This is a genomic window from Lentzea nigeriaca, assembly GCF_016907955.1.
Taxonomy (GTDB): Bacteria; Actinomycetota; Actinomycetes; order Mycobacteriales; family Pseudonocardiaceae; genus Lentzea; species Lentzea nigeriaca.
The window spans coordinates 21,628-39,140 of the sequence record NZ_JAFBCX010000010.1; the positions used below are offsets into that span (position 1 = coordinate 21,628).

General features: G+C 71.0%; 15 protein-coding genes. 4 read left to right on the forward strand and 11 right to left on the reverse strand.

Annotation, left to right across the window (positions count from 1 at the left end):
* Positions 1-41: 41 nt before the first annotated feature.
* Positions 42-1,004 carry a hypothetical protein gene (locus JOD27_RS30055; RefSeq protein WP_204765672.1) on the forward strand — a complete coding sequence of 321 codons (963 nt, stop codon included), beginning with the start codon at positions 42-44 and terminating at the stop codon, positions 1,002-1,004.
* A gap of 3 nt (positions 1,005-1,007) precedes the next feature.
* On the opposite strand, the gene JOD27_RS30060 is transcribed toward JOD27_RS30055, so the two are convergent.
* From JOD27_RS30060 to JOD27_RS30095, 8 genes are all read right to left on the reverse strand, one after another.
* Positions 1,008-1,946 carry a quinone oxidoreductase family protein gene (locus JOD27_RS30060; protein WP_204765673.1) on the reverse strand — a complete coding sequence of 313 codons (939 nt, stop codon included), beginning with the start codon at positions 1,944-1,946 and terminating at the stop codon, positions 1,008-1,010.
* Positions 1,931-2,797 (reverse strand): dioxygenase family protein, encoded by an 867-nt coding sequence (locus tag JOD27_RS30065; protein WP_204765674.1) that lies wholly within the window; start codon positions 2,795-2,797, stop codon positions 1,931-1,933. The genes JOD27_RS30060 and JOD27_RS30065 overlap by 16 nt, the downstream gene beginning before the upstream one ends.
* Before the next feature lie 3 nt (positions 2,798-2,800).
* The gene (locus tag JOD27_RS30070) at positions 2,801-3,580 is read right to left on the reverse strand and encodes a citryl-CoA lyase (protein WP_204765675.1); all 780 of its coding nucleotides are present in this window, start codon (positions 3,578-3,580) and stop codon (positions 2,801-2,803) included.
* Positions 3,573-4,814: a CaiB/BaiF CoA transferase family protein gene (locus tag JOD27_RS30075; RefSeq protein WP_204765676.1), complete on the reverse strand. Its 1,242-nt coding sequence runs from the start codon at positions 4,812-4,814 to the stop codon at positions 3,573-3,575. Before JOD27_RS30075 ends, JOD27_RS30070 begins: the two co-directional genes overlap by 8 nt.
* Positions 4,814-6,244: an amidohydrolase family protein gene (locus JOD27_RS30080; protein ID WP_204765677.1), complete on the reverse strand. Its 1,431-nt coding sequence runs from the start codon at positions 6,242-6,244 to the stop codon at positions 4,814-4,816. The genes JOD27_RS30075 and JOD27_RS30080 overlap by 1 nt, the downstream gene beginning before the upstream one ends.
* A gap of 75 nt (positions 6,245-6,319) precedes the next feature.
* Positions 6,320-7,120: an IclR family transcriptional regulator domain-containing protein gene (locus tag JOD27_RS30085; RefSeq protein WP_204765678.1), complete on the reverse strand. Its 801-nt coding sequence runs from the start codon at positions 7,118-7,120 to the stop codon at positions 6,320-6,322.
* A 65-nt stretch (positions 7,121-7,185) separates the two neighbouring features.
* Positions 7,186-7,956 (reverse strand): crotonase/enoyl-CoA hydratase family protein, encoded by a 771-nt coding sequence (locus JOD27_RS30090; protein ID WP_204765679.1) that lies wholly within the window; start codon positions 7,954-7,956, stop codon positions 7,186-7,188.
* A gap of 17 nt (positions 7,957-7,973) precedes the next feature.
* On the reverse strand, positions 7,974-9,083 hold the full coding sequence (locus JOD27_RS30095) for a PucR family transcriptional regulator (RefSeq protein WP_204765680.1): 1,110 nt from the start codon (positions 9,081-9,083) through the stop codon (positions 7,974-7,976).
* A 116-nt stretch (positions 9,084-9,199) separates the two neighbouring features.
* On the opposite strand from JOD27_RS30095, the gene JOD27_RS30100 reads away from it, so the two are divergent.
* Genes JOD27_RS30100 through JOD27_RS30110 form a run of 3 tightly spaced genes read left to right on the forward strand, consistent with a single transcriptional unit; the run spans position 9,200 to position 11,681 of the window.
* The gene (locus JOD27_RS30100; protein ID WP_204765681.1) at positions 9,200-10,255 is read left to right on the forward strand and encodes a ferredoxin reductase; all 1,056 of its coding nucleotides are present in this window, start codon (positions 9,200-9,202) and stop codon (positions 10,253-10,255) included.
* Positions 10,256-10,308: 53 nt separating this feature from the next.
* Entirely contained in the window at positions 10,309-11,427 is a 1,119-nt protein-coding gene (locus tag JOD27_RS30105; protein WP_204765682.1) for a fatty acid desaturase family protein, read from the forward strand.
* Between the two features lie 32 nt (positions 11,428-11,459).
* Positions 11,460-11,681 (forward strand): hypothetical protein, encoded by a 222-nt coding sequence (locus JOD27_RS30110; protein ID WP_204765683.1) that lies wholly within the window; start codon positions 11,460-11,462, stop codon positions 11,679-11,681.
* Here JOD27_RS30110 and JOD27_RS46870 read toward each other — a convergent pair.
* From JOD27_RS46870 to JOD27_RS30125, 3 genes are read right to left on the reverse strand one after another with little or no spacing between them, the layout of a single operon-like run.
* Positions 11,665-14,553, reverse strand: a complete 2,889-nt coding sequence (locus tag JOD27_RS46870) for a helix-turn-helix transcriptional regulator (protein WP_307830408.1) — start codon at positions 14,551-14,553, stop codon at positions 11,665-11,667. The genes JOD27_RS30110 and JOD27_RS46870 overlap by 17 nt on opposite strands.
* 53 nt (positions 14,554-14,606) lie before the next feature.
* Positions 14,607-14,828: a hypothetical protein gene (locus JOD27_RS30120; RefSeq protein ID WP_204765685.1), complete on the reverse strand. Its 222-nt coding sequence runs from the start codon at positions 14,826-14,828 to the stop codon at positions 14,607-14,609.
* Positions 14,829-14,884: 56 nt separating this feature from the next.
* Positions 14,885-17,254: a type 2 lanthipeptide synthetase LanM family protein gene (locus tag JOD27_RS30125; protein ID WP_204765686.1), complete on the reverse strand. Its 2,370-nt coding sequence runs from the start codon at positions 17,252-17,254 to the stop codon at positions 14,885-14,887.
* Positions 17,255-17,513 lie beyond the last annotated feature (259 nt).

Here is a 17,513-nt window from a genome sequence, read left to right on the forward strand (position 1 = left end):
AGTGACCCCCAGGAGAATGGGGACTCCGATGGGGGCAACTGATGCACGTCAAATCCTTGTTCGTCGCGACGACGGTCGTGACCGCACTGCTCACCCCTGTGGCGTCCGCAGCGGCGGACTGCACGTGGCAGCGCGAGGCCCTGCCGATCCAGGACGGCATGAGCTGGAGCAACCTCCGGATCACCGGCGTGGACGGCCAGGGCAACGTCAGCGGGTTCTACGCGCCGGGCGGGGAGGACCGCGTGCTGGCGCGGTGGACCACCTCCGCCATGGAGATCGTGCCGAAACCGAACGGCGTCAAGAAGTTCGTCCCGTCGGCGGCGAACGCCTCCGGTGTGGTCATCGGAGGCGCCTACCACGACGACGGACGCTATGTCGCGACAACGCACACGCCCGGTGCCGGATATCGCGAGCTGCCTGCCCCCGCCGGGGCCGAGGTGTGGCTCGTGGAGGACATCAACGACCGGGGCGACGTGCTCGCCAGGGCCACCCCGGCCGGCACGTCCGACTGGGCAGCCGTCCTGTGGCGCGGCGACGGCAGCGCGCCGGAGGTCATCAGGCCGGCGGAGGCGCGGTCCGTCACGGCGGTCGCCCTGGGCGAGGACGGCACCGTGCTGCTCGACTCCTATGACGGAGTCTTCCTGTGGCGCAACGGTGTTCTCACCAAGCTGCCCAAGGTGGACTACTCGCTGCGGCCCCGTGGGCTGAGCCGCGACGGCGTGATCTTCAGCAGCTACCACGAGTCGTGGAAGTGGACCGAGGCGACCGGAGCGCTCGAGAAGTTCCCCGTCAACGGGTACGTCGAGGCGGTCAACGACGACGGCCTCGCCATCGGCTACCTCGACGACGGCAACTACACGCCGGTCGTGTGGCAGGGCACCACGCTCGTGGCACAGCTGCCGGTGTCCAGTGCCACCTACGGGTCCTCCGCCGAGGCCGTGGGCGCCACCGGTGTCATCGCCGGGATCGACGTGACGAAGCCGGCTCGCTGGACCTGCCGCTGATCCTCAGGGCACGAGCACGACCCGCCCGCGCGTGGCGCCTTCGGACTGACGGCGCCACGCGTCGGCGACATCCGCCAGCGGCACGACCTCGTGGTCGACGGTGAGCGCGCCCTGCGCCGCGAGGTGCGCGACGGTCGAGATGGCCTCCGCGCGCTGCTGCGGGCTCAGCTCGTTGTTGGTGTAGCCGGACAACCGCAACGACCGGCTGCGCAGCACCGACGAGGTGATCGGGCACGTCTCTCCCGCGGAGCTGCCGAGGTTCACCCATCGCCCGCCGGGGCGCAGTGCCTGCGCGGCAGCGGCGGCGGGTGGACCGAAGAGCGGGTCGAGGACGAGGTCGGCGTCCGGTGCGGCCTCGCGGAACCGCGCGGCGAGGTCGTCATCGTCGAGGGCGATCACGGCGTCGGCACCCGCTCGCTTCGCGCGTTCCCTGGCTTGCTCCGACCGTGCCGCCGCGACGACGCGCCCCGCTCCCGCGGCACGGGCGAGCTGGATCGCGGCCTGCCCGACCGCACCGCAGCCGAGCACGATGACGCACTCGCCGGGAGCGAGCTCTCCGCGCCACGTCAGCGCCATGTGCGCGGCGACAGCGGAAAGCCCGAGCGCGGCCATCTCGACCGGCGACACGTCGTCCGGCAGGAACACCAGATCTTCCTGCCGTGCCACCGCCTTCTCCGCCATGCTGCCGTCGCCCGCGGCCATCCCGGCCACGGTCGGAAACCACACCGCACGCCCGCCGACCGTCCCGATCCCCTGCACACCAGGGACATACGGCGTCGCGGGGGAGCCGAAGTACGAAGTTCCCGTGGCGCACAACAGGTCCAGCGGCGTGATCGGCGCGGCGAGCACGTCGAGGACCACGTGGTCCTCGGCAACCGCGGGCGTGTGCCGGTCGGTCAGTCCAGGCGGCTGACCGAGATGGTCGATCACCGCGGAGCGCACGGCTGCAACACGAAGTCGTAGCGGGCTTCGAGCCACGGCACCTCGCACGTGCCGCCGTCCGGAGAGGGACCGGGTTCGCGCGGTTCGAACGCGACGACCAGCTCCTGCTTGGTGCCGAAGACGACGTCGCTGTCGAGGTACTCGGCGCCCTCCTCGAACAGGTGCGTGATCAGCGGCTCGTGCCCGTCCGCGGTGACGAGGAAGTGCACGTGCGCCGGTCGGAAGTGGCTGATCTCGGTCTGGCCGATCAGTTCGCCGACCGGCCCGTCCATCGGGATCGAGTAGCCCTTCGGCGCGATCGTGCGCACGCAGTACGACCCGTCGGCGCGAGTCCGGTACTTCGCCCGCAGCCGTGCCTCGTCGACGTCGGGCAGCTGCGCCTCGTAGGCCCCGTCGGCGTCGGCCTGCCACACGTCGAGCACGGCGGCCACCGGATCGCCCTTCAGCGACCGGACGGTTCCGGTGATGTAGAGCGGGGTTCCCGCCACGTCATCGGACATGTCGCCGCCGAAGTCGAGCTCGGGGGAGCCTTCGATGTGGAACGGCCCGAGCACCGTCGCCGGTGTCGCGCTCGGATCGAACCGGTGGTTCATCTGCACGACCAGCATGCTCAGCCCGAGCACGTCCGAGGCGAGGATGAACTCCTCGCGCTTGTCGTCGCTGATCTGCCCGGTCGCCGTCAGCCACCTGACCGCGGCCATCCACTCGTCCTCGGTGAGCCTGACCTCGCGGGCGAAGTCGTGCAGGTGCCGGACGAGTGCGGTGACGAGCTGCGCGGTACGCGGGTCCTTCGCGGTGGCCCAGCGTTGCACCGCCAGTTCGGTGATGTTGTCCTCGGTGACCAGCTGCATTGCTCATTCCTCCAGCGGCGCGACGGACCGTGTGTTCGAGTCCACGGACAGGAAGATCTGGTTGGCGACGGGGTTGCGCAGCTCCTCGGCGAGCTGCCCGATCAACCCGGCGGTGCGGGCGAGCAACGCGAAGCCGCGCAACAGCTCCAGCGGCAGCCCGAGATCCGCCAGCACCGCGCCACACGTCCCCGCGCCGTTGAGCGGCAACGTCTTCCCGAGCACCTGCGGGTGCACGCGCCCGATCGCGGCGAACAGCGACAGGTGCGGTCCGACGAGACCTTCTTCGCCGGCGATCTGGAACAGGCGTGGTGTGCGCGGATCGCCGTTCTTGTGCACGTGGTGCCCGAGGCCGGGGATGCGCGCTTTCCCTTGCGCCTGCACGGTTTCCAGCGCGAGCGCGTCCCAGCCGTCGTCGTCCTCGGGAAGGTCAGCGGTGGCCAGCACGTCGTGCAGGAACCGGCCGCAGTCCTCGGTCACGCCGAGGAACCGGGAACCACCGCCGAGCAACCCGGCCGCGAGCGCGCCCTGCACCGAGTCGGGCGCCGAGAGGAAGGTGAGGCGGCTGACGATCGCCGTCGGGGTGAACCCGTGGTCGGCGAGGGCGGCCAGCACGGCCTCGAACAGCCGCGTCTGACCGGGACTGGGCCTGCGCTGGGTGGCGAGCCAGAAGGCCAGCTCGCCGAAGCCGACGGTGCCCATCACGTCGTTGGCCAGGTCGTGGCCGAGCAAAGTGATCGTGTCGGGGGTCGAGGCACCGAGCGCGGTGTCGTAGTGGTCAGCCACGGTCCTCCTCAGCGACGTGCGCGGTCGTCGGTGCTCGTGCGGGCTCGGCGGCGGCCTGCCCGTCCTCCTCGGTGACGCCCGCCGTCGTCGCCGCTCGTCCGGGTCCGTCTCCCTTCAGCCACGCCCGCAGCTCCTCGCCGTGCTCATCGAGCCCAGGCGGCGGCAGCTCGTACACCGCGGGAGTCTCGGAGAACCGGATGGGATGCCGGGTCGTCGGTACGTCCCCGACCATCACAACAGGGTCGAGCCCGAACCGCTCGGCCATCGCGAACCCGCCGTCGATCGTGTTGATCGGCCCGCACGGCACCCCGGCCGCGACGAGCAGGTCGAACCACTCGACGGCGCCGCGGGTGCGCAGCCGGTCGACCAGGACCGGGCGCAGCTCCTCGCGGTTGCGGGTGCGGTCGGCGTTGCGGGCGAACCGCGGGTCGTCCGGCACGTCCGGCAGCCCGAGCACCTCGCAGAGCCTGCGGAACTGGCCGTCGTTGGCGGCCGCGACGATGAGGTCGTTGTCGGCGGTGGGCAGCGGCTCGTAGGGGAACACACTGGGGTGCGCGTTGCCCATCCGGAACGGCACCACGCCACCCGCCACGAACGCCGAGCTGTGGTTCACCAGGCCGGTCAGCGCCGACGACAGCAGGTTGACCTCGACGAGCTGGCCCTGCCCTGTGGCGTCGCGGTGCCGCAGCGCCGCGAGGATGCCGATCACCGCGTGGTTGCCCGCCATGACGTCGAACACCGAGATGCCCGCGCGGTACGGCGGGCCGTCGGGGTCGCCTGTGAGGCTCATCAGGCCGGAGATCGCCTGCACCATCAGGTCGTAGCCGGGGACGTGCCGGCCGTCGCCCGAGCCGAACCCGGTGATCGACGCGTAGATCACCCGCGGGTTCGCGGCGCTGACACTCGCGAAATCCAAGCCGTACTTCGCGAGGCCGCCCGGCTTGAAGTTCTCGATCAGCACGTCCGCGCGCCGGGCGAGCTCGCGGCCCACCTCGGCGTCGGCGGAGTCGCGCAGGTCCAGCGCGATGGACCGCTTGCCGCGGTTGATGCCGAGGTAGTAGGTCGAGACGTCGTCGCGTACGGGCGGCATCCACGTGCGCGTCTCGTCTCCTTGCGGGCCTTCGACTTTCACGACCGTCGCACCCATGTCGGCCAGCAGCATGGTCGCGTACGGGCCCGCGAGCACGCGGGAGAAGTCGGCGACCAGCAGGCCTTCGAGCGGTCCTCCCGCCATCAGACGGAGGTCCTCGTGTCGCCGCGGTACTCGGTGTACGTATAGGGGTTGTCCAGCACCTTCGTCGTCGGGATGTCCGGGTTCATGCCCTTCTCCCACGCCTCCTCGCCGAGCTGCGCACGCAGGTGCTCGACGGTCTGCTCGACCTGCCCGCGGATGGCCTTGAGATCCACGCCCACGAGCCGGTGGTCGCGTTTGACGATCCTGCCGTCGACGACCACCGTGTCCACATCGGACCGTTGCGCCTGGAACGCGACGTGCCCGTACGGGTTGAGCACCGGGAACATGACGGGTGAGTTCTCGTTGCGCAGCAGGACGATATCGGCCTTCTTGCCGATCTCGATGCTGCCGAGGTCGTCGCGTCCCAGCGCTTTCGCGCCGCCGACCGTTGCCCATTCCACGACGTGTTCGGCCCGCAACGACGAGTGCGTGACGGTGTCGTTGCGAGCGTGTGCCGCCATGTGTTCTCTCGCCCGGTCGGCGCCCAGTGTGGAGCGCATCGCGGAGAACAGGTCACCGCTCCACCACACCGAGGTGTCCATCGACAGCGACACCGGGATGCCGTGGGCGCGGATCGCCCAGGTGGGCGGGTAGCCCTGGCCCGCGCTCTGCTCGCTCTCGGTCGACACGGAGATCGAGCCGCCGGTCGCGGCGATGCGGTGGTACGAGTCGGCGGACAGCGTCGCGGCGTGCACGTAGATCGACTGCGGGGTCATGAACCCGTTGTCGTGCATCAACCTGATGCCGTCGTCGTTCGTCGCGCCCCACACGCCCGCGTGGGTGGTCACGGGCACGCCGAGTTCACGGGCGACCTCGAACGCGGGCTTCTCCGGGAACGCCGGGTCGCCGGTGACGTCGAACGCGAGCTGGAAGCCGAGCATGTCGTCGCCGGTGATACGGCGGCTCACGAAGTCGCGGAACTCGGGCTTGGCCGTCCACGACGCGGGGGAGTCCTGGATGTTGCCGTAGGCCAGCACGAACCGGCCGGGCACCGCCTGCAACGCGTCGACCGCGGCGTCGGCGTGGTCGGTGGTCTGCAGGCCGTGCGACCAGTCGACGGTCGTGGTCACGCCCGCGTCGAGCGCCTCGGCCGCACCGAGGAGGTTGCCCGCGTGGATGTCCTCCGGCCGGAAGACCTTGCCCCACTCGAGGTAGTACCAGACGAAGTACTGCGTGAGCGTCCAGTCGGCGCCGTACCCCCGCATCGCGGTCTGCCACATGTGCCGATGCGTGTCGATCATGCCGGGCATCACGATGCCGTCGGTCGCGTCGATTTCCTCGGTGCCCTCCGGCACCTGCAGCAGCGGCCCGATCGCGGCGATGCGGTCGTCGACCACCAGCACGTCGTGGCCGGTGAGGACCCTCTTCTGGCCGTCCATGGTGAGGACTGTGCCGTTTCTCAGGACAACAGGACGTCGTTCGCCGACCATCGGGGACCTCCTCGACCGGCATGCGGACAGGTGTCCGTTGAATCCTCAACCTTCGCCGGCCGGCCGTCAACCCACTCAGGCGACGACGACGTGCGGCACGTCGGCGAGCCGGGCGAAGTCGGCGCTGATCTCCCCGGCGGTCTGCAGCAGCAACGGCAGGTGGTGCTCGACCATGCGCTCGACCGACGTCTCGGCCGCATGGCAGTTGACGTTGAGCCCGGCGACGACCTTGCCCGTGCCGTCGCGCAACGGTGCCGCGATCGACCGGATCCCGGGCGCCAGCTGCTGGTCGGTCAACGCCCACCCGCGCGCACGGACGTCCCGCAGCTCCGCGTCCCGCTCTGCTGCGTCCGGCTGCCACCGCGGCGTCAGCCCGGAGCGCGTCGGCTGCGCGAGCACCGCCTCCAGCTCGTCCGGCGGCAGCGCGGCGAGCTGGACCTTGCCGAGCGACGTCTGCAGGGCCGGGAACTTCGTGCCGATCTGCACCGACAGCGTGACGATCTTCGGCACCGCCACCCGTGCCACGTAGACGATGTCCGACCCGTCGAGCTGGGCGATCGACACCGATTCGTTCGTGCGCGCGCCGAGCCGTTCCATGTGCGGCCGCGCGACCTCCCACAGCCCGGTCGACCGGACGTAGGCGACACCCAGCTCGAGCACTCGCGGCGTGAGCGCGAACCCGTTCTCGTCCTGCCGCACGTACCCGAGCTCGGTGAGCGTGAGCAGGATCCGCCGGACGGTCGGCCGGGCGAGCTCGGTGGCCGCGGCGACCTCGCTCAGCGTCATCACCGGGCGCCGCGGCTGGAACGCGCGGATCACGTCCAGCCCGCGGGCGAGCGCCTCGATGAAGTCGGGGCCGGTGTCCGGACGGGGCATGCCGTCAGCGTAGCGGACACCTGTCCGGAGATCGGTCCCTCGCTCCACCGGGTGCTCCAGAGTGCTCAGTTGCCGAACTGACCGTGCCTGCCCGCTCCCGCGGCGAACCGAGCGGCCCCGTCGGCACCTTCCCGTTGCACGATCGGCACGCCCGCCTCACCCTCGGCCCGCAGCGCCTCCGCCAGCGGCAGGTCGAGACCGGCGTAGGTCGACGCCCGATCCGCGAGCACGCACTCGAACGGGAACCCGGCGATCTGCCCTGCCAGCTCCAGCGCGGCGGGCACGGCCTGCCCCGGCTCCACGACGCGGTTGGCGAGCCCCATCGCCAGCGCCTCGTCGGCGTGCACCGGACGTCCGGTGAGAATCAGGTCGAGCGCCCGGCCGAGCCCGACGATCCTCGGCAGCCGGACGGTGCCGCCGTCGATCAGCGGCACGCCCCAGCGCCGGCAGAACACCCCGAACACCGCGTCGCTCTCGACCACCCGCAGGTCCGCGAGCAACGCGAGCTCCAGCCCGCCGGCCACCGCGTACCCGCTCACGGCCGCGATCAACGGCTTGCTCAGCCGCAACCGCGACGGCCCCATCGGTCCGGCGCCGTCCGGGTCGAGGTCGTTGCGCCGGGCCGGGTCGCTGACGGAGGTGAGGTCCGCGCCCGCGCAGAACGTGCCGCCCGCACCGGCGAGCACCGCCACGCGCTGGCTGTCGTCCGCCTCGAACGCCAGGAAGGCGTCCCGCAGCTCGCGGGCCATCGGGCCGTCCACCGCGTTGCGCCGGTCAGGGCGGTTCATCCAGATCACCGTCATGGTGCCGGTTTTCTCGACCCGCACGTCGTCCATCCGCGCCTCCTCGCTGATCAGCGGACGGGCAGCCCGACCGCCAGGGTGAGTTCCAGAACCCGCTGCGGCGACCCGAGGTCCGGGAACAGCTCGCGCAGCTGCGACATCCGGTACCGCACGGTCTGCGGGTGCACGAACAACGTCGTCGCCACCTCCTCCCGCCTTCCGTGGTGCAGCAGCCAGGCCCGCAGCGTCTCCTCCAGCCGGCGCGCGGTGCCCACGGGCAACGTCCGCAACGGCGCGAGCGCGCGGGCACGCAGGTCCGCGTAGGCGTCGACGTCGGCGGTCAGCACCAGCTCGGGAAGGTGCTCCTCGGTGTCGCGGATGTCGGCCGAGAGCGAACGCGCGCGCACAGCTCGTGCGTACGAAGCGGACACACGGGTCCACGGGCGTGCCGGGCCGACGACGGCGGAACGGCCGGTGAGCTGGCGCAGCAGGTGGGCGCGGTCGGCGTCGGGCACCAGCAGCACCCCGAGCGCCTCCGGCAGGTCGTCGAGGACCAGGGTGCTGGGGTCGAGCGAGCGGTAGGCGGGCCGTGCCTGGGCGGTGGGCAGCAGGACGGCGGTCAGCGACGTGGGCGGCTGCCACCCGGCGCGCTGGGCCGCGGCGAGGAGCACGTCGGTGCCCGCGCCCGCCAGCAGGTCGCGGGCCAGCTGTTCGAGGTGGCGTTCGTGGGCGAGGCCGCGCGCGGCCAGTTCGTCGGCGTGGCCCGCGGCGCTCGCGGCCGACAGCTCGTCGATGTAGGCGAAGGTCAGCTCGGCGAACTTCGCCACCTCCTCCGCGGGCAGACCGGCGGACACGGCACCCGCGGCCAGGCCTCGCCACGCCACGCGTGCGCCGACGCGGTAGGCGCTGAGCAGGGCGTCCATCGAGCGGCCGTCGCGGACCTCGCCGCGGCCGAGCTCGTAGGCGGCGTCACCCGCGTCACCGCCGGTGGCCTGGCCGCCCGCCAGGTCGAGGTAGTGTCCCAGCGCCGTGCGGACGGCACGGCGGATCGTGCCGCCCATGCGTCCGGACAGGGCGTTGGCGTAGCTCGGCACCTCGTCGATGATGGCCTCGACGACCTCGTCGGCGGTGGTCTTCAACGCCGCCCTCAGGGCGGTGACAGTCGTCTCATCCAGGGCCAATTCGGTGGCCCTCCGCATTGCATGACTCACGTTTTGTTCCCTGCGAACAATCCAGCCGGACAGATTCACGTCCTGCGGACAGGACTTTACGCCCTGAGGCGCATCAAGCTGGAGTCATGACGAGTGCCGCCCTCCGCAGCAGGGCGTGGAAACTGCTGGAGCTGGTCACGACGCCGCTGCTGCCGTCGGACTACCTCGACCTGGTGAGCCCGCTGCGTGCGGGCGCGGACCTGCGTGGCCGCATCGAGGCCGTGCACCCGGAGACCCCGGACGCCGCGACCATCGTGATCAGGCCGGGACGGGGCTGGCGCGGCCACAGGGCCGGCCAGTACATCAGGATCGGGATCGACGTCGACGGGGTACGCCTGTGGCGCGCCTACTCGGTCACCTCGCCCGCGAACAGAGCCGACGGCCGCATCACCATCACGGTGAAGGCCATTCCGGACGGCAAGGTCAGCAACCACCTGGTCCGCGACGCCAAGCCGGGCACGGTGATCCAGCTCGACCAGGCCTGCGGCGACTTCGTGCTGCCCGAGACCAAGCCCGCCAAGGTGCTCTACCTGACGGCGGGCAGCGGCATCACGCCCGCGATGGGCATGCTCCGTGACGCCGAACTGGACGACGTCGTCATGGTCCACTCCGCGCCGCGCAAGGAAGACGTGATCTTCCGCAACGACCTCCACGACCTGGTCGCCGACAAGAAGCTGCGCCTCGTCGAGCTGCACACCGACACCGACGGCATGCTCGACGTCGCCCGCCTGCACGAGCTGGTGCCCGACTGGGCCGAGCGCGAGACCTGGGCCTGCGGTCCCGCCGGCCTGCTCGACGCCGCCGAGGAGCACTGGACCGCCCACGGCCTGGCCGACAGCCTGCACACCGAACGCTTCCGCCCCAGCGTCGTCGTCGCCGGCGACGGTGGCGAGGTCACGTTCAGCACCACCGGCACGACCGTCGAGGCCGACGGCGCCACGCCGTTGCTGGACGTCGGCGAGGAGGCCGGCGTCCTGATGCCGTCCGGCTGCCGCATGGGCATCTGCTTCGGCTGCGTCACGCCGCTCAAGGCGGGCGCCGTCCGCGACCTGCGCACCGGCGAGATCACCGAGGCCGAACCCGGCGTCCTCATCCAGACCTGTGTGTCCGCCGCGGCGGGCCCCTGCGACCTCGAACGTTAGCCCCGCACGCGGGCACCCCCTCACCCCCCGACTCTCCCGCGAAAGCGAGCTTCATGACCGCCATCGACCCCACCGCCCACCTGACCGACGAGCAGATCGAGGAACTCGGCCGCGAACTCGACGCGATCCGCGACGAGGTGATCGCGAGCCGCGGTGAGAAGGACGCCGCCTACATCCGCAAGGTCATCTCGGTGCAGCGCAAGCTCGAGCTGACCAGCAGGGGCATCCTGCTGTTCTCGATCTTCCCGCCCGCGTGGCTGATCGGCACCGCCGGCCTGTCCGTGGCGAAGATCCTCGAGAACATGGAGATCGGCCACAACGTCCTGCACGGCCAGTGGGACTGGATGCGTGACCCGAAGATCCACTCCACCACGTGGGAGTGGGACCACGTCTCGCCCGCCGACCAGTGGAAGCACTCGCACAACGAGCTGCACCACACGTACACCAACGTGATCGGCAAGGACAACGACCTCGGCTACGGCATCATGCGCGTCGACGAGGACCAGAAGTGGCACCCGATCCACCTCGGCCAGCCGCTGTGGAACTTCATCAACGCCTGCTTCTTCGAGTACGGCATCGCCGCCTACGACCTCGAGCTGGGCAAGAACCTGCACAAGCGCCGCCGCAAGAACCCCGAGTTCCGCGCGCGGGCGAAGGCCGTCGGCCGCAAGATCCGCAAGCAGGTCCTCAAGGACTACGTGATCCACCCGCTGCTGTCGGGCCCGTCGTTCCTCACCACGCTCGCCGCCACGTTCACTGCGAACCTGGTCCGCAACCTGTGGTCGCACTCGGTGATCATGTGCGGTCACTTCCCCGAGGGCGTGCAGGTCTTCGAGCGCAGGTCGATCGAGGGCGAGACGCGCGGCCAGTGGTACCTGCGGCAGATGATGGGCTCGGCGAACATCAGCGGCAGCAAGCTGATGCACCTCATGACGGGCAACCTGTCGCACCAGATCGAGCACCACCTCTTCCCGGACCTGCCGAGCAACCGCTACGCCGAGGTCGCGGTGAAGGTGCGCGCGCTGTTCGAGAAGTACGAGCTGGAGTACGTCACCGGCTCGCTGCCCAAGCAGGTCTTCTCCGCGTGGCACAAGGTTTTCCGGCTCTCGCTGCCGAACAAGAAGCCCAAGGTGCAGACTCCCGACCGGGAGAAGGAGCTCGTCGCCGCCTGAAACCGCTGACGTGCTTCGCCTTTCCGCTGTGCGTGGCGCAGCGGAAAGGCGAGACCCGCATCCGCTCCGGATGCGCTCGCCGGCCGGACGTCTCGGTGCAGGTGATCACCGCGGCCTTGCTGACCCTCGGCGCGATCGACGCGAAGAACCGCGAGTCGCTGGAGACGTCAATTCCTGGCGGACGCACGCTCGACCTACCGTCCGATGAGGACGGTCACCGGCGGGTGCCGGCCCAGCTCACGGTGACTCGTTGAAGACGTGCCCGGTCGCGAGCTTGCCCAGTGCGAGCCGGTTGGCCAGGCCCGTCTTGGTCAGCAGGCTCGACACGTGCTTCTCCACCGTGCGCGGGGAAACGTGCAGCTGCGCCGCGATCTCGTTGTTCGCCAGCCGTGCGCCGAGCAGCCGCAGCACCTCGTACTCCCGCACGGTCACCCCGGCCAGGCGCAGTTCGTCCGGCACCTCGTCGGTGCCGGTCCGCCGTTGGGTCACCCGCGCGCCCATCTGCCGCAGCTGGGCGCGGCACGCGCCGGCCACGGCGGCGATTCCGGCGTCGTGGAAGTAGTGCTCGGCCGTGCGCAGCCACGTTTCCGGCTCGCCCCAGCCGTCTCGCGCGGCCGCCTCGCCGACGAGCCGCAACCCGAGATTGCGCGCCATCGGGTAGCGCAGTCCCACGTCGGCGCTCTCGGCGACCTGTGCCCGCGCGGTCGCCTCGTCTCCGGACGCACCGGCCAGCACGGCAGAAGCCAGCAAGGCGAAGTGGTGGTCCCAGCGCAGGCCGGCCGCCGGGTTCGCGACGATCTCGTCGTACTCGGCCCGCGTCAGCTCGCCGTCAACCGCGCGCAGCAGGAGATCCAGCCCGAACCTGCCGGTCAGGTGATACGTCGTCGGGGTGGCGCGTTCGGCGGTCAGTGCGAGGTCGAGGTCCGCCCGCGCCCTCGGTCTGTCCTCCTCCAGCAACGAGCAGAACGTCGCCGCGAGGCCGTGCAGGCGGCCGGTGTGCTGCTCGCCGCCCGGCTCCGACAGGACCGACCAGGCCGCGGTCAACGTCGCCCGGTCGCCGCGATGCCCGGCCAGCACCGCGCGCAGCACCGCCATGAACTGACCGATCTCCTGCAGCCCCAACCGTTTCGCGGCGGACGACACCTCGTCGACCAACGCCTCGGCGGCCGCGAAGTCGGCGCGCAGCACCAGTTGCAGGCCGATGTTGACCTCGGACTGGTAGCGGGCGATCACCGCGCCGATCCGGGAGGCGAGGTCCCGCGCCTGTTCCAGCCTGGTGATCTCGCCGTCGCGCAACGCGTCGTTCAACCCGAGGCGCACCAGCGCGTGGATCTCCCAGATCGGCAGGTCGTGCGCGATGGCGAAGGCGCGGCTGCGTTCCAGATAAGCCGTCGCCTGCACCGGATCACGTCTTCGCGTCAACGCCCCGAGCAGCTGCCACGCCTGGCACGCCACCACCGGCAGCGGCACCCGTTCGGCCACGGTCGCCGCCCGCAGCGCGACCGACTCGGCGCGCTCCAGGCTGCCCGGCTCGGCGCGGTCCAGCTCCAGATGCGCGGCCACGACGTCGATCGGCGCGGAATCCTCTGCGGGAGCGTCGGCTCCGACCAACGCCCGCGCGATCTCCACCTGGGCCAGGCCTTCCGACGTGCGACCGGCCAGGTTCGCCGCCCACGCCAGCTGCGTGTGCAGGCGCGCCCGGTGTGGCCGGTCCAGCCCGGAACTGTCGAAGCTCATGGCCAGCGCGCGATCGACCTGGCCTGCTTCGGTCAACGCGAGCAGCTGCGCTTCCAACGCCTCGAACCGCCGCACCGGGTCGTGCACGAGCTCCAGCGATCGGTCGAGCAACGTGACGGCCGACTGCGCCGCACCCTGCGCGAGCGCTCGCCGACCGGCTTCCGCGTACAGGGCACCGGCTTCCGCGGTCTGCCCCGCCGCCTCGCGCAGCGTGGCGCAGAGATGGCACCAGTCGCCGGGCACGCCGGGATAACGCTTCTCGACCGCGTCCGCCGCCCGTCGCGCGAGATCGGCCTGCACGTCCTCGGGGATGAGGGTCAGCACCGCGTCCGCCACCAACGCGTGCGTGAACAGGTACCAGTCCGGCGTGTGGTCGTCCGGCCCGATCAGGTGCGCCACCGGTTCGCTCTGCAGATATCTCAGCAGGGTCCGGTAGTCGAGGCCGGTGACCTCGCGGACGACCGTGAGCGGGAACCTCAGGCCGATCACGGCCGCGACCGACACGAACTCGCGGGCCTGGTCGTTCAGCCTGCCGAACCGCCCGGCCACGCTGTGCACCAACGCGGACGGCGGCACCCTGGCGTCGGCCAGCTGCCAGGCGTCGCCGGTGCGTACGAGCCGCCCGTCCGAGACGATCTCGTCGAGCAGTTCCTCGACGAACAAGGGAAGCCCGCCACTACCCGCCCACAACAGGTCCAGCGCCGGTGCGGGCAAGGTGCCTTCCAGGCAGGCACCCGCGAGCACGGAGACCTGCTGCTGCCGCAGCCTGCGGAGTTCGATGAGGGTTGCCGAGTCGCGTTTGCTGGTGGCACGGGCGAACTCCAGCGCCGCGCTGTCCTCGTCGCGCATGGTCGCGAGCAGCAACGTCGGCTGGTGCGCGATGTTGTCGATGACGTACTCGAGCACGGCGAGCGTGTCCGGGTCCGCGTACTGCAGATCGTCGATCACGACAGCGCATCCGCCGTCGCGGCCGACGAGTTCGGTCAACCGGAGCACGCCTTCGGCGAGCACGATCAGCGAGCCGCTCGACGCGTCGTCAGAAGAGGCACCCCAGTCGGGGTTCAGGCGCGCCAACGCCGGGCGGTACGGGCCGAGCGCGCCGATGTCGACGGTGGTGCCCAAGCGCTGCAAGGAAAGCAGCGCCTCGCTCAGGCACCGGAACGGGATCGTCCGGCTCATCGCGCTGCCGCGGCCGCGCATGATGCTCATCCCGCTGGAGTAGGCGAGGTCCGTCGCGGCGGAGGCGAGCCGGGACTTGCCGATCCCGGCCTCGCCGGTCAGGAACACCACCTGACCCCGCCCCGTAGCGACTTTCGCCAACGTCGTCCTGATCAGTTCCAGCTCATGGTCACGACCGACGACGACTGGTGCACGTAATGCCACGTGCACATGAGATCACGACATGCCACAAAAACGTGACACACAGTCAGATAACGGGCGCGTCAGTTTTCCGGCGTGCAACAGGTGGAACCGGTGCCACTGCCATCACCGGCGACGACCGAGTCGAGCACGACGTCCGTGTTGAGCTCCCGTGCGACGCTCGGAGCTGTGGCGATGGCACCGGCGGTGAGGACGACACCGGTCAGTGCGGCGATGCGCAGACCGATCTTCCTGGTGGCGGCGCGGGTCGCGGCGGACTGGACGTTGCTCTCCGGCACTCTCATTGCTTCTCCTGTTGATCAGTAGCGGTTTCATCGGTGTTCCGGCAAATGCCGGAAGATCAGGTGTCCGATTGGAACAGCAGCACGGACGGCGTTTGATCGGGGAATCCCAGGCGCAGCAGTCCGATCCCGATTCCGGCGAGCCCGGTCAGCAGACCCGGCGTGGGAACGCGGTCCGGGGTGACGCAGCGGGGTCCGTCGCGGCGCAACGCGGCGAGCACCTCGCCCGTGCGGCGGTGCCTGGTTGCAGCGGACCAGCCGCTCACCGACACGTCCGCATGGCCGAGTTCACCGTGGCACAAGGACAAGTCGTCGTCCGTCCATTCGGAAGCGTCGTGCTGGCACCATCGGGCGGGGCCCACGGGTCCGTCCGGGTACAGGGCCGCCAGGTCACGTGCGTCGGCACAGCCGACTTCCGAGTCCAGCGCCCGCATCGCCGCCGCCAGGCCGTGTTCCGGTTCGAACTCCGCGGCCGCGGCGGCCAGTGGCACGGTCGCGCGGGCCCAGCGTGCGACTTCCTCGTCGTCGACGAGGGTCGCGATGCGGGCGAGGGCGTACCCGATGCCGGCGAACCCGGTGAGGCCGCCGGAGCCGACCGCCGCGATCAGATCGTCGTTGCCGCGCAACGCGCTCAGCAGCTCCGGCACCGCGCTCAGGGCCCTGCGCGCGACGTCGGTGTAGCGGGAGACGTCGCTGATCCGGCCGAGCTGGGCGAGGAACAGCGCGACACCGGTGTAACCGTGCGCGAGCCCGGCACCCATCGGCAGCACCAGCCAGCGGGTGTCGCCGACCGGTTCGAGGCCGATCCAGTTGATCCGCTCGGTGCCGAAGCTCGTCGTGACGATCCGGTCGGCCACGGCACAGGCGGCGGACAGCACCTCGTCCGTGCCGACGGCGTGCTGCTGGACCTGGCCGGGGCCGCCGCCGGTCAGCGCGACCCTGCGGCTGGCGAGCGACGCGGCGATCACCCACTCCTGGTCGTCGCGGTCGAACTCGTCGAACGCCCCGAGGCAGGCGAGCGCGTCCTCCAGGCCGGAGGTGGCGAGCACACCCGGCAGCGTGCCCGTGGCGGAGCTCAGGTCGTGGCCGTCCGCGCGGGTCGTGAACAGCGGGACGTCACCCGCGTCGAGCTCGGCGGCTTCGAGGTCGGCCAGTCCCGGCAGGAAGTCCGCGGCACAGGCCGTTTTCAGGGCGTTCAGCCTGGTTTCGGTGTCCTGCAAGAACTCCGGCGCACGCGTGGCCGCGATGAGGTCCGCGTACTGACGTGTCGGCCGTGGCACGACGCGCACCGGCACGGAGGCGCATCCGGCCAGCAGGGCGGCGAACTCCGCGCGGTGGCAGGAGATCGCGTCGTACGCCAGCCGGAACCCGGACAACACCGCGTCCGCGTGGTCGGCGGCCTCGACCGGCCTGTCCTGCCACGTCGGGCGGTTCGCCGAGCCGGGCATGACCTCGGGCCGCAGCACAGCGCGCATGCGGTCGGTGCCGGCGTCGACCCATTCCGTTGTGACGCTGGAGGTTTCCTGCCCGGCGTCGCCACCGACGGCGGAGATGTCGGTGAGCCCGTGCCGTCCGGCGACCGCGGGCAGGATGCCGGTGCGTGCCACCGAACGGCCCAGCGCGATCGTGGCCGGATCGGGCCGCCCGCCGGGAAGCTGGGTCTGGAACAGGGTTTCCACGTCGATCAGCAGCGGCTGGTCGGCGCGGGTGATCAAGTTCTGGTGGTGCATGTCCGTGGCGCGCACCAGGTGCAGCACCGCGAGCAGCCCGCCGAGGCGCTGGAAGTACGCGGTCGGGTCGGGTGTGGGCAGCGGCGCCGGTTCGACGTGCTCGGTCCAGCCGTACCCGTCCGCGGCCAGCGCCCTGACCGTGGCGATCCCCAGGTCGGTCAGGTCGTTCACCAGCTCGACCAGGCGGGCCAGTGCCAGATGGGCGTCCACACCGCGCGGCTTGTGGACCACGCGCTGGCCGTCGGCGAGCAGCAGGATCGTGGTGGCACGCCCGCCCTGGTGGCGATCACCGCCCGGCTGGACCGCGACGAGCGCGGCCTTGGCGGCGAGCAGCGTGCCGGTGAGGCGGTCCTGGTCGGCCGCGTACCGGGTGGCGATCTCGGTGGTGGTGACGACCGCGGCGTCGCGTTCCCGGTCCAGTTCCCGGATCAGCACGGGATAGGGCTCGAAGTGGGCGCGGCACAGGCCGTCGAACGTGGTGTTCGCGAGTTCACGGACGAGAACCGGCGCCGCGAGGCGGGTGAGCCGGCTCGTGAGGTTCTCCGCGCACGACGCGACCAGTGCGTCCGGATCAACGGCGGTGCCGGGCAGGTCCGTGAGCTCGTGGTGCAACCGGGCGCTCGCCGCGTCCACCCACGGGGCCACGACGTGCGCGAACACGTCCGTGGGAGCGGGTGTGGCGCGGCAGGCGATCTCCATGACACGAAGCGTGCCAGCGCGGCACCGGCGGGTCATGGGTGGAGACCACCACCATTGGCAGCGGCGTACGTACGCGCCTCTACGCATTCTGCCGGGCGCTGCTCGGGAACCGCTCGTGCGCAACCCGTCCGCCACCACCGCCGCACCGCTCCGTACCTGCGGCTTCCGAATGGTGGTGGCCGCCACGGATGAGTTTCGCGCCGCCAGGCGGGAGATTTCTCTCGGGCCGCAACGAGGTCCGAAACACCAACAACACGGA

Bases quoted from the DNA above. Each gene is read 5' to 3' on its own strand.
- JOD27_RS30055 (WP_204765672.1), top strand. From the start codon at position 42: ATGCACGTCAAATCCTTGTTCGTCGCGACGACGGTCGTGACCGCACTG.
- JOD27_RS30065 (WP_204765674.1), bottom strand. From the start codon at position 2,797: ATGCAGCTGGTCACCGAGGACAACATCACCGAACTGGCGGTGCAACGC.
- JOD27_RS30075 (WP_204765676.1), bottom strand. From the start codon at position 4,814: ATGGCGGGAGGACCGCTCGAAGGCCTGCTGGTCGCCGACTTCTCCCGC.
- JOD27_RS30080 (WP_204765677.1), bottom strand. From the start codon at position 6,244: ATGGTCGGCGAACGACGTCCTGTTGTCCTGAGAAACGGCACAGTCCTC.
- JOD27_RS30085 (WP_204765678.1), bottom strand. From the start codon at position 7,120: ATGCCCCGTCCGGACACCGGCCCCGACTTCATCGAGGCGCTCGCCCGC.
- JOD27_RS30090 (WP_204765679.1), bottom strand. From the start codon at position 7,956: ATGGACGACGTGCGGGTCGAGAAAACCGGCACCATGACGGTGATCTGG.
- JOD27_RS30100 (WP_204765681.1), top strand. From the start codon at position 9,200: ATGACGAGTGCCGCCCTCCGCAGCAGGGCGTGGAAACTGCTGGAGCTG.
- JOD27_RS30105 (WP_204765682.1), top strand. From the start codon at position 10,309: ATGACCGCCATCGACCCCACCGCCCACCTGACCGACGAGCAGATCGAG.
- JOD27_RS30120 (WP_204765685.1), bottom strand. From the start codon at position 14,828: ATGAGAGTGCCGGAGAGCAACGTCCAGTCCGCCGCGACCCGCGCCGCC.
- JOD27_RS30125 (WP_204765686.1), bottom strand. From the start codon at position 17,254: ATGGAGATCGCCTGCCGCGCCACACCCGCTCCCACGGACGTGTTCGCG.